Here is a 15,832-nt window from a genome sequence, read left to right as displayed (position 1 = left end):
GCGGTCACTCGTCGGAGGCGAACCCCGGCAGCCAGGTGTCCAGTTCGTCCCGCAGCCGCACCGTCGCGCCCAACTGGCACAGCACCCCGATGGTGCTCAGCGTCACGCGGTGGATCAGCAGGTAGGAGGGCGGCAGGTTGATCTGCCGCCCCAACTGGTGCGCGGGGGAGCGAGGATCGGCGATCCGCGCCGCCTGGCCGCGCAGCCACGGCCGGGTGAAGGTGAACTCCTCCGCCTCGGCGGGCTCGATGATCGGCTTCAGGTAGTCCAGCACCGCGTCGGGGTCCAGCTCGACGGACTCCCGCACGAACCCTTCGGCGCACAGGTGCCCGTAGACCCCTTCGGCGTCACCGTCGAGCGTCATCCGCAGCGACCTGCCGATGGGCCTCGGCCAGCCCCCGGGCAGCCGGTCGACCGTGCCGAAGTCCAGGACGCCCAGTCGCGTCCGGCCGTCCGCCCCGGGTATCAGCCGGAAGTTGCCCGGGTGCGGGTCGGCGTGCAGCAGGCCGGTGCGCGCCGGACCGGAGAACAGGAACCCGGCCAGCAACTGCCCGGCGCGGTCCCGCTCCTCCTGGGTGCCGTCGGCTATCACCTCCGACAGCGGGGTCCCCTCCATCCACTCGGTCACCAGCACCTGGTCGCCCTGGTGCACGACGTCCGGCACGACCACGTCCGGGTCGTCCACGAAGGCGTCCGCGTGCGTCCGCTGCGCCTCGGCCTCCAACTCGTAGTCGAGCTCCTCCGCGACCCGGTCGCGCAACTCCTTGATCAGCGGCTTGATCTCCATGCCGGGGATCAGCGGCCCCAGCAGCCCCGCGAACCGGCCCAGCTGCTTCAGGTCCGACAGCAGCGCCTCACCGGCCCCCGGGTACTGGACCTTGACGGCCACCTGCCGGCCGTCGTGCCACACCGCCCGGTGCACCTGCCCGATGGAGGCCGCCGCGGCCGGCTTGTCCTCGAACTCCTCGAACAGGTCCCGCCAGTCGGCGCCGAGACGATCCGTCAACACCTGATGCACCGTCGCCGCGGGCAGCGGCGGCGCCGCCTCCTGGAGCTTGGTCAACGCCGCCCGGTAGGGCCCCGCGACCTCCTCCGGCAGGGCCGACTCGAAGACCGACAGGGCCTGCCCGAACTTCATGGCACCGCCCTTCAGCTCCCCGAGGGTGCGGAACAGCTGCTCGGCGGTGCGCTGCTGGAGTTCGCGCGCCACGATCTCCGCGGACTTGCCCCCGATCCGCTTGCCCAGTCCCCACGTGGCCCGGCCCGCGATGCCGAGCGGCAGCGCGGCCAGCTTGACGGTACGGGTGACCGCCTTCCGGGGAAGATCAGACATACGCCCCTCCATGTCCCAGACAGCTGCGCCGCGAACGGCGGATACAGGAAGGGCTCCGCCGACCCGACAGCCTCAACGCATCCTGTCATGGCCCTCCCGGACGCTCCCCGCCCGATCCTCCTCAGGCGACCCGCCCGCCCCACAAGGGCAGTCGGGATGCGGGCGGACCGGACCGGATTCCCAGTGCAGGGTGGGGAGGGCCGCCTCCCAACGGGAGCCGGTGGAAGCGGGTAACCCTCCGTCGAGGAAGGCGAGCGCGTGGGCCGCGGCCAGCCCGGCCACCGCCGTGGACAGGCCCAGGTCGCAGGCCGCACCCGCCCGGCGGCGGTGGGCCGAGCGCCACTGCACCAGCATCCTGGGCCAGGCCGCGTCCCGGTCCACCCGGTCGCGCTCCATGCACCCCGCACAGGCCGTCGACCCCGGCAGCACCAGCGGCCCGACCAGCCCCGTCCCCTCCAACACCCCCGCGTACAGGTGCGGGATGCCCGCGGCGAGCCAGTCCGCCGCGGCGTCCGGATCCGGGGCCCAGGCCTGGAGCCCGTCCCGGGGCGCGACGATCACCAGGGCCAACGCCGGCTCCGCCCCCTGCTCCTCCGCGACCCGCGGGGTGCGCCCCGGGGCCGACTCGCGCACCAGCCGGCCCGCGGACTCGGCCCGCGGCCGGCCCACGCTCCCCGGGTCCAGCCCGCCCGGTGCCACGTCCGTCGGCTCCACCCGGCCCCCGTCGAGCACCTCGACCCGACCCACACCGGCCCCCGCCAGGACCGCGGCGATCACGGCCCCCACCCGGCCGCTCCCGCGCACCCGGACCCGTATCGCCCGGCGGGCGGCGATCCCCCGTAGGCCCCCGCCCGGCTCCCGGTGGACCAGGGACAGCGAACCCAGGTCGGGCCCCAGCCGTTCCACGGTCTCCGGAAGCGCGCGCACGGCCTGGGCCCGGGGGCCGCCCGCCGTGGCGTCGTCGAGCAGACCGGCCCCCGCCAGCGTCCTGACCACCTCGTCGGCCCGGCCGTCCGGCAGCCCCATCCCCGAGGCCTCGGACCGCAGCGACTCCATCCCCCGGGTCCCGTCGATCCGGTCGATCAACAAGCCCGTGGCCGTGTCCACGGGGCCGAGCACCACCGCGTGGGCGGGCGTCACCCCGAACTGGACCGTCTGAAGATCGCGCCAGGCCCGCGCCAATGCCGGCTTCACCCTCGGATACATGTCAGGTCCCCCTCGATATCCCGTGCGCATGCGCACCGATCGCCCGTTTCCCGTTCTTCCGCCACAGTGCCCGCCCGCCGGAATCCGTGCAGGAATTTGTCCACAGGTGAGAGGTATTAGGCATATGAGATGAAGGGAAATGGGGTTCCGGAAATCGGCTGTGAATCCCTCGTGTTCGAACCGCGGACGGGCGGGACTTCCGCCACCACGACCGGGTACCGTCGTGGCGTGTCCGCCGACCCACCGCAGAGCGCCGTCGAAGTCCGCCGGAGCGCGCGCCGCCGCAGGACCGTAAGCGCCTATCGCGAGGGTGACCGTACGGTCGTGCTCATCCCTGCCCGGATGTCCGAGGCGGAGGAGCAGCGCTGGGTGGGGGTCATGCTCGACAAACTGGCCGCGCAGGAGAGCAGGCGCACCTTCGGGGACGCGGAGCTCACCGAGCGGGCCGCGCAGCTGTCCGAGCAGTACTTCGACGGCCGCGCCCGCCCCCGCACGGTCCGCTGGGTCACCAACCAGAACACCCGCTGGGGCTCCTGCACCCCCGCCGAAGGCAGCATCCGGCTCTCGCACCGGCTCCAGGGGATGCCCGAGTACGTCGTCGACTACGTGCTCCTGCACGAGCTGGCCCACCTCCTCGTACCCGGTCACGGACCCCGCTTCTGGGAACTGCTGGAGGCGTACCCGCGCACCGAGCGGGCCCGCGGCTACCTGGAGGGCGTGGTCGCCGCCGAACGACTGCCCAAGGTCCCCGCCGCCCGCGAGGAATGAGCCCGTCGGCCCGGCCCCCGGTCCACCCGTCGGCCCGCCGACCGTCCCGCACGCCGCACGCAGGGTTTTGTACCGGGTCGGTACCGGCTTGGCCGGATGTCGGCAATTGCCGTTAGCCTGAGCGGCACGCATTCACAGTCGGGATGGGGGACGGTCGTACGTATGGCCAGGGAATTCCAACGCGGCCACAAGGCCAAGATCAGTGATCTCACGGCGGGCACCGATCTGTACGTAGGTGTCCAGATCGCAGGATCAGGACTCGCCTTCGACATCAGCTGTTTCGGCCTCGACGCCAACGAGCAGCTGTCGGACGACCGTTACTTCGTCTTCTTCAATCAGCCGAAGTCGCCGGAAGAGTCCATTCAGCAACTCGGTGCGCAGTCGGGCGACACCGAATCCTTCCGGGTGACGCTGGATCGCATTCCGGCATCCATCCACAAACTGTCCTTCACCGCCACCATCGACGGTGCCGGACAGATGTCGCAGATCGGCCCCGGCTACATCCGGATCGTGGCCGGCGGCGAAGAGGTCGTCCGGTACGCGTTCACCGGTGCGGAGTTCACCACCGAGCGGGCCGTGATGCTCGGCGACTTCTACCTGAAGGACGTGTGGCGCTTCGCCGCCGTCGGCCAGGGCTTCGACGGCGGCCTCGACGCGCTGCTGCGGAACTTCGGCGGCGAGGTCGCCGAGGAGGCGCAGCCGGCGCAGCAGGCTCCGGCCGCCGCCTCGCCCGGGTTCGCCCCGCCGCCGCAGGCGGCCGCCCCGGCGCCGGCCTTCGGCGCCCCGGCCCCGGCTCAGCAGGCCCCGCAGGCCCCGGCCCCCGCGCCGTCCTTCGGCGCGCCCGTGCCCGCGCCCGGTGCCGTCCCGCAGCCGCAGTACCAGCAGCCCGCGGCCCCGGTGCACGCCGCGCCCACCATGGCCGCGCCGCTCGCCCCGCCGGCCCCCGCCCCGTACGGCCAGCCGCCGCAGCCGCCGCAGCCCTCGTACGGGCAGGTCCCGGGGCAGTACCCCGGCCAGGTCCCGCCGCCCGCCCCGGCCCCCGCCCCCTACGGGCAGCAGCCGGGCTACGGCCAGGTGCCCGGCCAGGTCCCCGGTCAGCAGCCGGGCTACGCCCCGCAGGGCGTACCCGCCGCCGGCGCCGGCCTCGCCGCCGCGCTCCAGCCGTACAAGGAAGCCCCCACGGGCACCCGCTGGACCCCGCAGAACCAGCAGCTCATGCGCGTCGACCTCGCGATGGGCGGCCAGGCCGTCCTCGCCCGCCAGGGCAGCATGGTCCTGTACCAGGGCAAGGTCGACTTCAGCTACAAGGGCGCGGGCTTCGCCGGCCGCATCGTCGGCAACGCCACCGGCCAGGAGATGCAGCTCATGCGCTGCACCGGCCGCGGCCAGGTCTTCCTCGCGGAGAACGGCGCCCACCTGCACGCCATCGAGCTCCAGGGCGACGGGATCTGCGTCTCCGCCGAGGCCGTCCTCGCCTTCGACGAGTCGCTCCAGCACGAGGTCCGCCGTATCGAGGGCCACGGCATCCCCGGCGGTGCCCTGTTCACCATGCAGTTCCAGGGCACCGGCACGGTCATCGTCAAGACGCACGGCGTCCCGGTGGTCCTGCCCGTCACCCCGACCACCTTCGCGGACAGCAACGCCATCGTCGCGTGGTCCTCCGCCTCGCAGGTGATCATCTCCAGTCAGGTCCGGCTGCGGCGCAACGCCTACCCCGGCCACAGCGGGGAGACCGTGAACCTCCAGTTCCGCGGCGCTCCCGGCAACTTCATCGTCGTCCAGCCGTACGAGGTCTGAGGGAGCCCGACATGAACGCAATGAACCAGCAACTCGCGGGCTTCGCCCCGACCCCCGTCATGGCCCGCATGGAGAACCACGGCCGGGCCATGCTCAAGGTCGCCATGCAGAGCGGCCAGGACCTGTTCGCCCGCACCGGCTCGATGGTCGCCTACGAGGGCTTCGTCCAGTACGAGCCCAACCCGCCGGCCGTCCGTCAGATGGCCTCGCAGTGGATCACCGGCGAAGGCGCCCCGCTGATGAAGTGCACCGGCGACGGCCTGCTCTACCTGGCCGACTACGGTGCCGACGTGGTCGTCATCAACCTCAACAACGACTCGCTCTCGGTCAACGGCACCAACCTGCTGGCCTTCGACGCCCACCTGCAGTGGGGCGTCGAGCGGGTCAAGGGTCTGGCCAAGTTCGCCGGCCAGGGCCTGTTCAACGTGCAGATCGCGGGTACCGGGTGGGTCGCCCTGACCTCCCGCGGCACCCCGATCGTGGTCGACTGCGGCCGCGGCGAGGACGAGACGTACGTCGACCCCGACGCGCTCGTCGCCTGGTCGCCGAATCTCAAGGTCAAGGGCAAGCGCAGCTTCAAGGCCTCGTCGATGATCGGCCGGGGCAGCGGGGAGGCCTACCAGATGGCCTTCTCCGGCCAGGGCATCGTCGTCGTACAGCCCAGCGAGGACAGCACCGACCGGCTCCGGGCCCGGGGCTGAGGGGGAGCGGACACATCATGCAGAGCGCACTTTTCGCCCACGCCGAGGCGCAGTCCCAGGAGCGGTACGCCATCCAGAACCCGCAGCTGCTGCGGGTCTCGCTGACGGGCTCCGACGACGTTCTCGCCCGTAAGGGCGCGATGGTCGCCTACCAGGGACTCATCGACTTCGACGGCGAGTACCAGACCAGCAGCCAGCGCAACGCCCGCCGCCGCACCGGCGAGGGCCTGGACCTCATGCGCTGCTCCGGGCAGGGCACGGTCTACCTGGCCAACCTGGCCCAGTACGTGCACGTCGTGGACGTGGACCAGGACGGCCTCACGGTCGACAGCAGCTATGTGCTGGCCCTGGACTCCACCCTGCACACCGAGGTCATCGCGGTGGACAGCCAGTACGGGATCTCCGGGTCGGGCAAGTACCAGCTCAACATCTCCGGCCGCGGCAAGGTCGCGCTGATGACCTCCGGGCAGCCGCTGATGATGCACGTCACGCCCGACAAGTACGTCAACGTCGACGCGGACGCGATCGTGGCCTGGTCCACCTCGCTGCGGGTCCAGATGCAGGCCCAGACGCACTCCAGCGGAGTGTGGCGGCGCCGTGGCAACACCGGCGAGGGCTGGGAGCTGAGCTTCCTCGGCACCGGCTTCGCACTGGTGCAGCCCAGCGAGGTGCTGCCGCCGCAGAACGCCCAGCTCGGCCAGGGCGTCGCCGCGCAGTTCGGCATGGGCCAGCACGGCTCGCACGCGCAGAACCAGAACAACGCCTGGAACTGATCCTTCCTGGCACGGCGAAGGGGCGGCCCCACCGGGGACCGCCCCTTCGCCGCGTCCGCGTCCGCGTCCCCGGACGGGTCCACGTCCGCGGCGGCGGCCTCAGCCGCCGAGCCGCGCCAAGGTCGCCTCCAGCAGCCGTACGACGGACGTGTCGGCCACCGCCGCCACCTCCTCGTACGGGAACCAGCGCAGGTCCAAGGACTCCTCGCTGATCTCCGCCACCGCGCCGGCCGGAGCCAGCGCCGCGTACTGCACGTCCAGGTGCCAGTTGCACGGCGCCGGGATCGGATGCCGGTCCAGGCGCACCGGGCCGCCTTCGAGGAGCGTCAGCCCCGAGGCGATGCCCGACTCCTCACCGGCCTCGCGCAGCGCCACCTCGGCGAGGGTCCGGTCGCCGGCCTCGCAGTGGCCGCCCATCTGGAGCCACATGCCGAGCTTCTTGTGCAGGGTCAGCAGTACGCGCCCCCGCGCCGGGTCGATCACCAGGGCGCTACCCGTGACGTGCCCGGTCTCGCAGGGCTTGTAGACCCCGTCCGGGTGCGCCGCCAGGTGCTCCAGGTACAGATCGCGCAGCTCCGTCTGGTCCTCGTACGCCTTCAGTACCAGGACCGCGTCTTCGTGCAGGCTCACTTCTTCTCGTCGCCGTCCTGTTCGCGCTTCTCGGCGGCCTCGCCGAGCATCTTGTCGATCTCGGAGAAGTCCAGCTGCTCGCGGTGCACGAAGCCGTCCGGGTCGTCCAGGTCGGAGGCCGTCGGCAGCATGTCCGGGTGCTCCCAGAGGCCGTCGCGGCCGTCCACCCCGCGCGCGTCCGTGAGCGAAGCCCACAGCCGCGAGGCGTCGCGCAGCCGGCGCGGGCGCAGCTCCAGGCCGATCAGCGTCGCGAAGGTCTGCTCCGCCGGACCGCCCGAGGCACGCCGCCGGCGCATGGTCTCGCGCATCGCGTCCGCCGAGGTCAGCCGGGGCTTGGCGGCCTCGTGCACCACCGCGTCGACCCAGCCCTCGACCAGCGCGAGCGCCGTCTCCAGGCGGGCCAGGGCGGCCTTCTGCTCGGGGGTGTCCTGCGGCTGGAACATGCCGCCCTGGAGCGCCTCCTGCAGCTGCTCCGGATTCGACGGGTCGAGTTGGCCGACGACGTCCTCCAGCTTCGAGGTGTCGACCTTGATGCCGCGGGCGTAGCCCTCGACCGCGCCGAACAGGTGCGAGCGCAGCCACGGCACGTGGGCGAAGAGCCGGGCGTGCGCCGCCTCGCGCAGGGCCAGGTAGAGCCGCACCTCGTCCGAGGGCACGCCCAGGTCCTTGCCGAAGCTCTCGATGTTCAGCGGCAGCAGGGCGGCCTTCCCGGCCGGACCCAGCGGCAGCCCGATGTCCGTCGAGCCGACGACCTCGCCCGCGAGCGTGCCGACGGCCTGGCCGATCTGCTGACCGAACATGGCACCGCCCATGGAGCGCATCATGCCGAGCAGCGGGCCCGCCATGGCCTGCATCTCCTCGGGCAGCACGCCGCCCATGGCCGCGCCGACCCGCTCCGCGACCGGGTCCACGAGCTCCTTCCACACCGGGAGGGTCGCCTCGACCCACTCGGCGCGGCTCCACGCCACGGCCGTGGTGGCGCCCGACGGCAGCGAGGTCACCCCGTCCAGCCAGTGGTCGGCGAGGCGCACGGCCTCCTCGACGGCGGACCTCTCGGCGACGCCGACGCTCGTGTCCTTCACGCCGTCCGTGGTGCCCTGCGCGACGGTCTGGCGGGCGATGTCCTTGGCCATGTCCCAGTTCACGGGACCGCCCTCGTAGCTCAGCATCTGGCCGAGCTGCTGGAAGGCGGCGCCGAGGTCGTTCGGGTTCATCGCACCGAACATCGCGGCGAACGGGTTGTCCGCTCCGGGAGCGCCCGCCCCGCCCGGCAGACCCATGCCGGGGAACCCGAAGGGATTCGCCGGGCCGCCCTGGCCGCCCTGGTTGCCCTTCTTCTTGCCATCGTCGCCGTTCTCCGGCTCCTCCGGCGGAAGGCCGAATCCGAATGGGGTGTCGCTCACGGGTTTCCTCGGCTCGTAGGGCCGCCGGCGGGAGCCGACGGGCAATGGTCCGACAACACCACCCAGCGTAGACACCAGGCCCGCATCCGGGCTCGGTGCTCCGCCGACTGCTGGGCTGCGGCAGGATGGACATCACCTGGTGGGTGCGCGTCACGGCGCGTCCCTACTGAAGACAACCGCTGGAGACGCCCGGTGAGTTCCCCAGATCCGCAGTTTCGCGCGATGCCCGACGACGAAAACAGCTCCGACCACGGTGACGGCGCCCCCGGCGTTCGCCGGCCGCGAAACCCGGAGGGCATCCGCCGGCGCAGCCCGGTGATCGCCGTGACCGGCGCCGCGTCCGGAGTCGGCGCCGCCCTCGTGAGCCGCCTGGCCGCCTCCGACGAGGTCAAGCAGGTCGTCGCCATCGACGAGCGACGCGGGGACTGCGCGGCCGCGCAGTGGCACATCCTCGACGTACGGGACCCCGCGATCGCCGAGAAACTGCGCGGCGCGGACGTCGTGGTCCACCTCGCGCTGGACCTCGACCTGGAGACCGACCCGGCCGCCCGTACGGCGTACAACGTGCGCGGCACCCAGACCGTCCTGACGGCCGCCGCCGCGGCCGGCGTGCACCGGGTCGTGCTCTGCACCTCGGCGATGGTCTACGGAGCCCTGCCGGACAACGACATCCCGCTGTCCGAGGACTCCGAGCTGCGCGCCACCGCCGAGGCGACCGGCGTCGGCGACCTGCTGGAGATCGAGCGCCTGGGCCGCCGCGCCCCCCGCGCGCACCCCGGACTGAACGTCACCGTGATCCGCCCGGCCGTCCTGGTCGGCGGCACGGACACCGCCCTGACCCGGTACTTCGAGTCCCCGCGGCTGCTCGTGGTCGCGGGCTCCCGCCCCACCTGGCAGTTCTGCCACGTCGACGACCTGGTCAGCGCCCTGGAGTACGCCGCCCTGGAGAAGGTCGAGGGCGAGCTGGCCGTCGGCTGCGAGGGGTGGCTGGAGCAGGAGGAGGTCGAGGAGCTGAGCGGCATCCGCCGGATGGAGCTCCCCTCGGCCGTCGCACTGGGAGCGGCGGCCCGGCTGCACCGGATCGGCCTGACCCCGTCCCCGGCGGGGGACCTCGCCTACACGATGCACCCGTGGGTGGTCAGCGTCAGCGGGCTGCACGCGGCGGGCTGGCGACCGCGCTGGACCAACGAGGAGGTGCTCGCCGAGCTCCTCCAGGAGGTCTCGGGCCGGCACACGGTCGCGGGCCGTCGGCTGGGCCGTAGGGACGCCGCCACGGCCGCCGGGGCCGCCGGCGCGACGGTGGCCCTGCTGGGCGCGGCCGCGGCGGTCCGCCTGGCGCGCAAGCGGCGCGGGATCTGACCGGCCCCCGGCGCCGCACACGGCGTCCGGCCGGGCGGACCGCGGGTTCCGCGAGCCCGCCCTGTAGGAGGCTCCCAAGGCGGCTCCCGCGCCCCGGGCGAATCTGCTATTTCGCCGTCTCGGCGGCTAGGGCACGATGAAGGCATGGCACCGCACTTCGACCACCCCGGTGAGCAGGCCGCTTCGGACCCGATCCGGCTGCTCCAGATCCGCGAGACCGCCCTGTCGATCGACGAGGTCTTCCAGGCCGTCGGCGACGACGCGTCGGGCGGTACGACGCTCTTCGTCGGCACGGTGCGCAACCACGACAGCGGGGCGGACGTCGACGCGCTCGGCTACTCCTGCCACCCGACCGCCGAGGCCGAGATGCGCCGCGTGGCCGAGCGCGTCGTGGCCAAGTACCCGGTCCGCGCCCTGGCGGCCGTGCACCGCGTCGGTGACCTGGCCGTGGGCGACCTGGCCGTCGTCGTCGCCGTGTCCTGCCCGCACCGCGGCGAGGCCTTCGAAGCCGCCCGGATGCTGATCGACGACCTCAAGCACGAGGTCCCGATCTGGAAGCACCAGACCTTCAGCGACGGCACGGAGGAGTGGGTCGGCGCCTGCTGATACGCGTGGGTCGGCGCCTGCGGAACCCCCGGTCAGGGAGTGCCACCCGGAAGGCGGTAGCCTCGCACCCGTTCGGCCGCGCAACACGCCCTCGATTTGCGTAACCCCCCCACGGGCACGAGCGTTGAAGCCACCAACGAAACGTACTTCGGGGTAGGGAGGCAGGCCCATGGCGTCTTTGGCGTGGTTGCTGATTCCGCTGTTCGCCGCGATCGGAGCGGCGATATGGGGCAGCTGGGCGGCACGCGACCGCACGCAGGGTGACATATCCGAGCTCGCGGGTTACGCACGCTTCCGCGAAGCCATGGCCAACGCCGATCAGGTCAGGGTGAAGGCCGATGCCCATGCCGCTCCGTCCGCCCACTCCGCCTCCGACGCCGTCTGACCCGGTCCGACGCCGTATGACGCTCCGCGTCCGGCCCGCTCCGGTGTGCCGCCCTCGGTGAGATTCCGCTGAGAGTTTCCCGTGCGGACCCCGTACGGACCGGCCCCGAGGGCCGCCCGTCAGGGCCGTCCCGTACTGTCGGATCCATGCCACGCCGCACCGCGACGATGCTCGCTTCCACCCTGGTGCTGTTCGCGCTGCTCTGCGCAGGGGTGTTCATCAAGGTCCCGTACTCCGAGATGAGCCCCGGCCCGACCGTGAACACGCTCGGGGACTCGCAGGGCGCGCCCGTCCTCAACATCGCGGGGCGCAAGACGTACCCGACCAGTGGTCACCTCAACATGACCACGGTCCGCGTCACGGGCGCCGACTACGACATGAGCCTGGTGGAAGCGGTCTACGGGTGGCTGGCCGGCGACAACATCGTCCTCCCGCACGAGAACCTCTACCCGAACGGTAAGACCGAGGCGGAGTCCACCCAGGAGAACGCCGAGGAGTTCAGCCAGTCCCAGCAGAGCGCCAAGGTGGCGGCCCTGAAGGAGCTCGGCATCCCGGTCACCGCCCGGGTGATCGTCTCCACCGTGGTCAAGGCCAGCCCCTCCGAGGGCAAGCTGCACGCCGGTGACGTGATCAAGTCCGTGGACGGCACCGCCGTCACCGCGCCCGAGGACGTGGCCAAGCTCGTCACCCTGCACAAGCCCGGCGAGCCGGTGGAGTTCACCATCGTGCCCGCCGAGGCGGCGAAGGCGGGCAACGAGAACCCCGCCGCCTCGAAGGTGACGATCACCGCGGGCAAGGCGGAGGGCGACGGTCACGCCATCGTCGGCATCCGGGCGGGCACCGACCACACCTTCCCGTTCACGATCGACATCAAGCTCGCCGACGTCGGCGGCCCGAGCGCCGGGCTGATGTTCGCCCTCGGCATCGTCGACAAGCTGACCCCGGAGGACCTGACCGGCGGGAAGTTCGTCGCCGGCACCGGCACCATCACCGACGAGGGCAAGGTCGGCCCCATCGGCGGCATCCAGATGAAGACCATCGGCGCCCGCCAGGCCGGCGCCGAGTACTTCCTGACGCCCGCCGAGAACTGCGCCTCCGCCGCCTCGAACGTGCCCGACGGGCTGACCCTGGTCAAGGTCTCCACCATCGGCGACGCCACGAAGGCCCTGGAGAAGATCAGCAAGGGGGACACGGCCGGGCTGCCGAAGTGCAAGCCCTGACCGCGCCGTCCCCCTGACGACCGGGCTACGAGAAGGTCGCCGCCAGAGCCTCCGCCAGGCCGGGCACCAGGCCCGCGCCGGTGAGGACCTCCGTCGAGGAGTCCTTCTCGCGCAGCCGTACGGCCGACTCCCGCGAACCATCGCGCAGCACGGCCACGGTGAGGCGGACCTCCTGCCGCTCCGGGTGCCCCGCGACCCACTTCGAGAGCTGCTTGTCGTTCAGGCCCTCCGGTACGGAGGCCTCCGCGGACGGCGGCAGCATCAGCCGCTCCACCGTCAGCGCGCAGCCGACGACGGCGTCGGGCCAGGCGATGGTGCCGAGGAACTTGTCGAGCGGGGTCCCCTTCGGGACCTCGTCCTGCTCGATGGGGGTGAGGGAGGACTTGCCGGCGTCGTCCTGGTCGAGGCCGAGCTGGCTCGCCAGCCGCGGCTCCTGCTTCTTGAGCCGGGCGGTGTCGACGAGGGCGAAGAGCCGCGCGGGCTTGTCCCAGCCGAGACCGGCCGCGTACTCGTCGATCTCGAGGCAGGCGCGGGTCAGCGGACTGGCCGCCATGGGGGTGCCGGGGGAAGGCGAAAGGTTGGACATGGGCAACATCCTGCCTCCTTTCCATCGATTACCGGGAACTGACCAAAGCCTCAGTAAGTTGCATGAGTGGGCTCTACGATCGGGGGCCCGTTCATTACCAGACTCAGCGACTTTCGAGGTGCGCACCTTGGCTTTCCAGATGCCGGACCGCGGCGGAGGCCCTTCCGGGCCACGGATGAGAGTCGGCCGCCCCTCCCGGCGGTCCCGAACTCTCCTGATGACCTTGGGCGTGCTGGCCGTCCTGGCCATGCTCTTCATCATGTTCGCGGGCTTCTGGACTGACTGGCTCTGGTTCCGCTCCGTGAAGTACTCGACCGTCTTCACCACCACCCTGTGGACCAAGATCGGCCTCTTCGCCGTGTTCGGTCTGCTGATGGCCGGTGCCGTCGGTTTCAACATCTGGCTGGCGCACCGGCTGCGGCCGCCGCTCAGCGCGATGTCGATGGAACAGCAGAGCCTCGACCGTTACCGGATGAGCATCGCCCCTTACAAGAAGTGGCTGCTGCTGGGCATCGCCGTGCTCGTCGGCCTGATCGCGGGCGCTTCGGCGGCCGGCCAGTGGAAGACCTGGCTCATGTACGTGAACGGGGTGGCCTTCGGTACGAAGGACCCGCAGTTCCACATGGACGTGTCCTTCTACACCTTCGACCTGCCCTGGTACCGCTTCCTGCTCGGCTTCGGCTTCGCCGCCGTCGTGCTGTCGGTGATCGCCGCGGCCGTCGTGCACTACCTGTACGGCGGACTGCGCGTGACCAGCCCGGGCGCCCGGGCCACCGCCGCCGCCACCGGGCACCTGTCGGTGCTCCTGGGCCTGTTCGTCACGCTCAAGGCGATCGCCTACTGGCTCGACCGGTACGGGCTCGCCGTGAAGTCCAGCGACTTCAAGGCCGCCGACAACTGGACGGGCCTGCGCTACGTCGACGCGAACGCCTACCTGCCGGCGAAGACGATCCTGGTCGCCATCGCAGCGATCTGCGCCGTGCTGTTCTTCGCGACGCTGTGGCGTCGGACCTGGCAGCTGCCGGTCATCGGCTTCGGCCTGATGGTGCTCTCGGCGATCCTGATCGGCGGGCTCTACCCGGCGATCGTGCAGAAGTTCCAGGTCCAGCCGAACGAGCAGGCCAAGGAATCCCCGTACGTCCAGAAGAACATCAAGGCCACGCGCGACGCCTACGGCATCGCCGGCGCCGAGGTCACGGACTACCCGGGCGTCCCGCAGACGGAGGACCGGACCAAGCTGCGGCCGCAGGCCGACACCACGGCCAGCATCCGCATCCTCGACCCGAACATCGTCTCGCCGGCCTTCCAGCAGCTCCAGCAGGTCAAGGGCTACTACGCGTTCCCGTCCACGCTCGCCGTGGACCGGTACAGCGGCCAGGACACGGTCATCGGGCTGCGCGAACTGAACATCGGCGGCATCCCGAAGAACAACTGGATCAACGACCACTTCAAGTACACCCACGGCTACGGCGTGGTCGCCGCGAAGGGCACCACCGTGAAGGAGGGCGCTCCCGACTTCACCCAGTCCGACCTGCCCTCCAAGGGTGTGTTCGGCACGGACTTCGAGCAGCGCATCTACTACGGCGAGCAGACGAAGCAGTACTCGATCGTCGGCGGGCCGCAGAAGGAGCTCGACTACTCGGACGACAAGGGTGAGAAGGAGACGAGCTACAAGGGCGACTCCGGCGTCAATCTCGACAACCCGGTCAACCGGGCCGCCTACGCGCTCACCTTCAACGAGCCGCAGATCCTCTACTCGGGCGCCATCGGCGACGGCTCGCGGATCCTCTACAACCGCACGCCCAAGCAGCGCGTCGAGGCGGTCGCCCCCTGGCTGACCATCGACGGCGCGCCCTACCCGGCCGTGATCGACGGCCGGATCAAGTGGATCGTCGACGCGTACACGACCACCAACGGTTACCCGTACGCCTCGCGGACCACGCTGGGCCAGAGCACCGCGGACTCGCTGACCAACAGCCAGCGCGCGGTGGTCGCCCAGGAGAACCAGGTCAACTACATCCGCAACTCGGTGAAGGCCACCGTCGACGCGTACGACGGCTCGGTGGACCTGTACCAGTGGGACACCCAGGACCCGGTCCTGAAGACCTGGATGAAGGCGTTCCCGGGCACGGTGAAGCCCAAGGCCGACATCTCCAAGCCGCTCATGGACCACCTCCGGTACCCGCAGGACCTCTTCAAGGTCCAGCGCGAGCTGCTGACCCGCTACCACGTCACCAACCCGCAGACCTTCCTCAGCGGCAGCGAGGCGTGGGCGGTCCCGGACGACCCGACGACCAAGGCCGGTACGGCCGTTCCGCCGTACTACCTGTCGATGAAGATGCCGGACCAGAAGGAGAAGGACCAGGTCTTCTCGCTCACCACGACGTTCACGCCGAACGAGCGGCCCAACCTGAGTGCCTTCATGGCGGTCAACGCCGATCCGGGCACCCCGGAGTACGGCAAGATCCGCATTCTGAAGATGCCGACCAGCAAGCCGCCGGACGGCCCGAGCCAGGTGCAGAGCAAGTTCCAGTCGGAACCGAAGATCGCCGAATCCATCCGCCTGCTGCGCGGTGGTGACTCGGAGATCGAGTACGGCAACCTCCTCGCGGTGCCGCTCGACGGCGGGATGCTCTACGTGGAGCCCGTCTACGTCCGCAGCTCCACGCTCAAGTACCCGCTGCTGCGCAAGGTGCTCGTGACCTACGGCAACCAGACCGCCTTCGAGGACACCCTGGAGAAGGCGCTGAACGTGGTCTTCGGGGCCGAGGCGCCGACGGTTCCGGTGCCCCCGGTCCAGCCCCCGGGCGACGGTACGGTCACGCCGCCGACGGTCCAGGACCCCACGGTCAAGGCGGCCCTCGGTGACGCGCAGAAGGCCATCGAGGATGCCGAGAAGGCCCGGCAGGCCGGCGACTGGGCGGCCTTCGGCAAGGCCCAGGACGAGATCAAGGCGGCGCTGAAGCGCGCGATCGACGCCGAGGCGAAGACCACGACCCCCGCGCCATCGGGTCAGTGATCACTGGGTAATGGTTCCACCCCGCGTCGTGATACTGTGGTTTCAC

Annotated in this window: 14 protein-coding genes; 9 read left to right on the top strand and 5 right to left on the bottom strand. The window is 71.2% G+C overall.

What is annotated here, in order from left to right:
* Nucleotides 1–4: 4 nt before the first annotated feature.
* On the bottom strand, nt 5–1,333 hold the full coding sequence (locus ACGFYY_RS01940; RefSeq protein ID WP_365272481.1) for an AarF/ABC1/UbiB kinase family protein: 1,329 nt from the start codon (nt 1,331–1,333) through the stop codon (nt 5–7).
* A 72-nt stretch (nt 1,334–1,405) separates the two neighbouring features.
* Complete coding sequence (locus ACGFYY_RS01935) at nt 1,406–2,539, bottom strand: ThiF family adenylyltransferase (RefSeq protein ID WP_393706587.1); 1,134 nt, start codon at nt 2,537–2,539, stop codon at nt 1,406–1,408.
* Nucleotides 2,540–2,767: 228 nt separating this feature from the next.
* On the opposite strand from ACGFYY_RS01935, the gene ACGFYY_RS01930 reads away from it, so the two are divergent.
* The 4 genes from ACGFYY_RS01930 (at nt 2,768) to ACGFYY_RS01915 (ending at nt 6,578) form a co-directional block, all read left to right on the top strand.
* Complete coding sequence (locus ACGFYY_RS01930; RefSeq protein WP_365272475.1) at nt 2,768–3,307, top strand: M48 family metallopeptidase; 540 nt, start codon at nt 2,768–2,770, stop codon at nt 3,305–3,307.
* 162 nt (nt 3,308–3,469) lie between these two features.
* Nucleotides 3,470–5,104, top strand: a complete 1,635-nt coding sequence (locus ACGFYY_RS01925) for a TerD family protein (RefSeq protein WP_393706586.1) — start codon at nt 3,470–3,472, stop codon at nt 5,102–5,104.
* 20 nt (nt 5,105–5,124) lie between these two features.
* On the top strand, nt 5,125–5,805 hold the full coding sequence (locus tag ACGFYY_RS01920; protein ID WP_393706832.1) for an AIM24 family protein: 681 nt from the start codon (nt 5,125–5,127) through the stop codon (nt 5,803–5,805).
* Between the two features lie 17 nt (nt 5,806–5,822).
* Nucleotides 5,823–6,578: an AIM24 family protein gene (locus tag ACGFYY_RS01915; protein WP_365281210.1), complete on the top strand. Its 756-nt coding sequence runs from the start codon at nt 5,823–5,825 to the stop codon at nt 6,576–6,578.
* Between the two features lie 99 nt (nt 6,579–6,677).
* On the opposite strand, the gene ACGFYY_RS01910 is transcribed toward ACGFYY_RS01915, so the two are convergent.
* On the bottom strand, nt 6,678–7,208 hold the full coding sequence (locus tag ACGFYY_RS01910; protein ID WP_393706585.1) for an NUDIX hydrolase: 531 nt from the start codon (nt 7,206–7,208) through the stop codon (nt 6,678–6,680).
* The gene (locus ACGFYY_RS01905) at nt 7,205–8,611 is read right to left on the bottom strand and encodes a zinc-dependent metalloprotease (RefSeq protein WP_393706584.1); all 1,407 of its coding nucleotides are present in this window, start codon (nt 8,609–8,611) and stop codon (nt 7,205–7,207) included. Before ACGFYY_RS01905 ends, ACGFYY_RS01910 begins: the two co-directional genes overlap by 4 nt.
* 192 nt (nt 8,612–8,803) lie before the next feature.
* On the opposite strand from ACGFYY_RS01905, the gene ACGFYY_RS01900 reads away from it, so the two are divergent.
* From ACGFYY_RS01900 to ACGFYY_RS01885, 4 genes are all read left to right on the top strand, one after another.
* Nucleotides 8,804–9,970: an SDR family oxidoreductase gene (locus tag ACGFYY_RS01900; RefSeq protein ID WP_393706583.1), complete on the top strand. Its 1,167-nt coding sequence runs from the start codon at nt 8,804–8,806 to the stop codon at nt 9,968–9,970.
* A gap of 144 nt (nt 9,971–10,114) precedes the next feature.
* A complete protein-coding gene (locus ACGFYY_RS01895) occupies nt 10,115–10,576 on the top strand; it encodes a molybdenum cofactor biosynthesis protein MoaE (protein WP_365281083.1) in 462 nt (153 codons plus the stop codon).
* A gap of 169 nt (nt 10,577–10,745) precedes the next feature.
* Nucleotides 10,746–10,961, top strand: a complete 216-nt coding sequence (locus ACGFYY_RS01890; RefSeq protein WP_393706582.1) for a hypothetical protein — start codon at nt 10,746–10,748, stop codon at nt 10,959–10,961.
* Nucleotides 10,962–11,107: 146 nt separating this feature from the next.
* Nucleotides 11,108–12,181 carry a PDZ domain-containing protein gene (locus ACGFYY_RS01885; protein WP_393706581.1) on the top strand — a complete coding sequence of 358 codons (1,074 nt, stop codon included), beginning with the start codon at nt 11,108–11,110 and terminating at the stop codon, nt 12,179–12,181.
* 25 nt (nt 12,182–12,206) lie between these two features.
* Here the strand turns inward: ACGFYY_RS01885 and ACGFYY_RS01880 are convergent, their stop codons facing one another.
* Nucleotides 12,207–12,776, bottom strand: a complete 570-nt coding sequence (locus ACGFYY_RS01880; protein WP_030385939.1) for a PPA1309 family protein — start codon at nt 12,774–12,776, stop codon at nt 12,207–12,209.
* A gap of 130 nt (nt 12,777–12,906) precedes the next feature.
* Between ACGFYY_RS01880 and ACGFYY_RS01875 the strand changes: the two genes are divergently transcribed.
* Entirely contained in the window at nt 12,907–15,786 is a 2,880-nt protein-coding gene (locus ACGFYY_RS01875) for a UPF0182 family protein (protein WP_365281086.1), read from the top strand.
* Nucleotides 15,787–15,832 lie beyond the last annotated feature (46 nt).

Source organism: Streptomyces sp. NPDC048331 (assembly GCF_043201215.1).
Classification (GTDB): domain Bacteria; phylum Actinomycetota; class Actinomycetes; order Streptomycetales; family Streptomycetaceae; genus Streptomyces.
The sequence above is the reverse complement of the archived record's forward strand: the minus strand, read 5'-3'. Positions and strand labels throughout refer to the sequence as shown.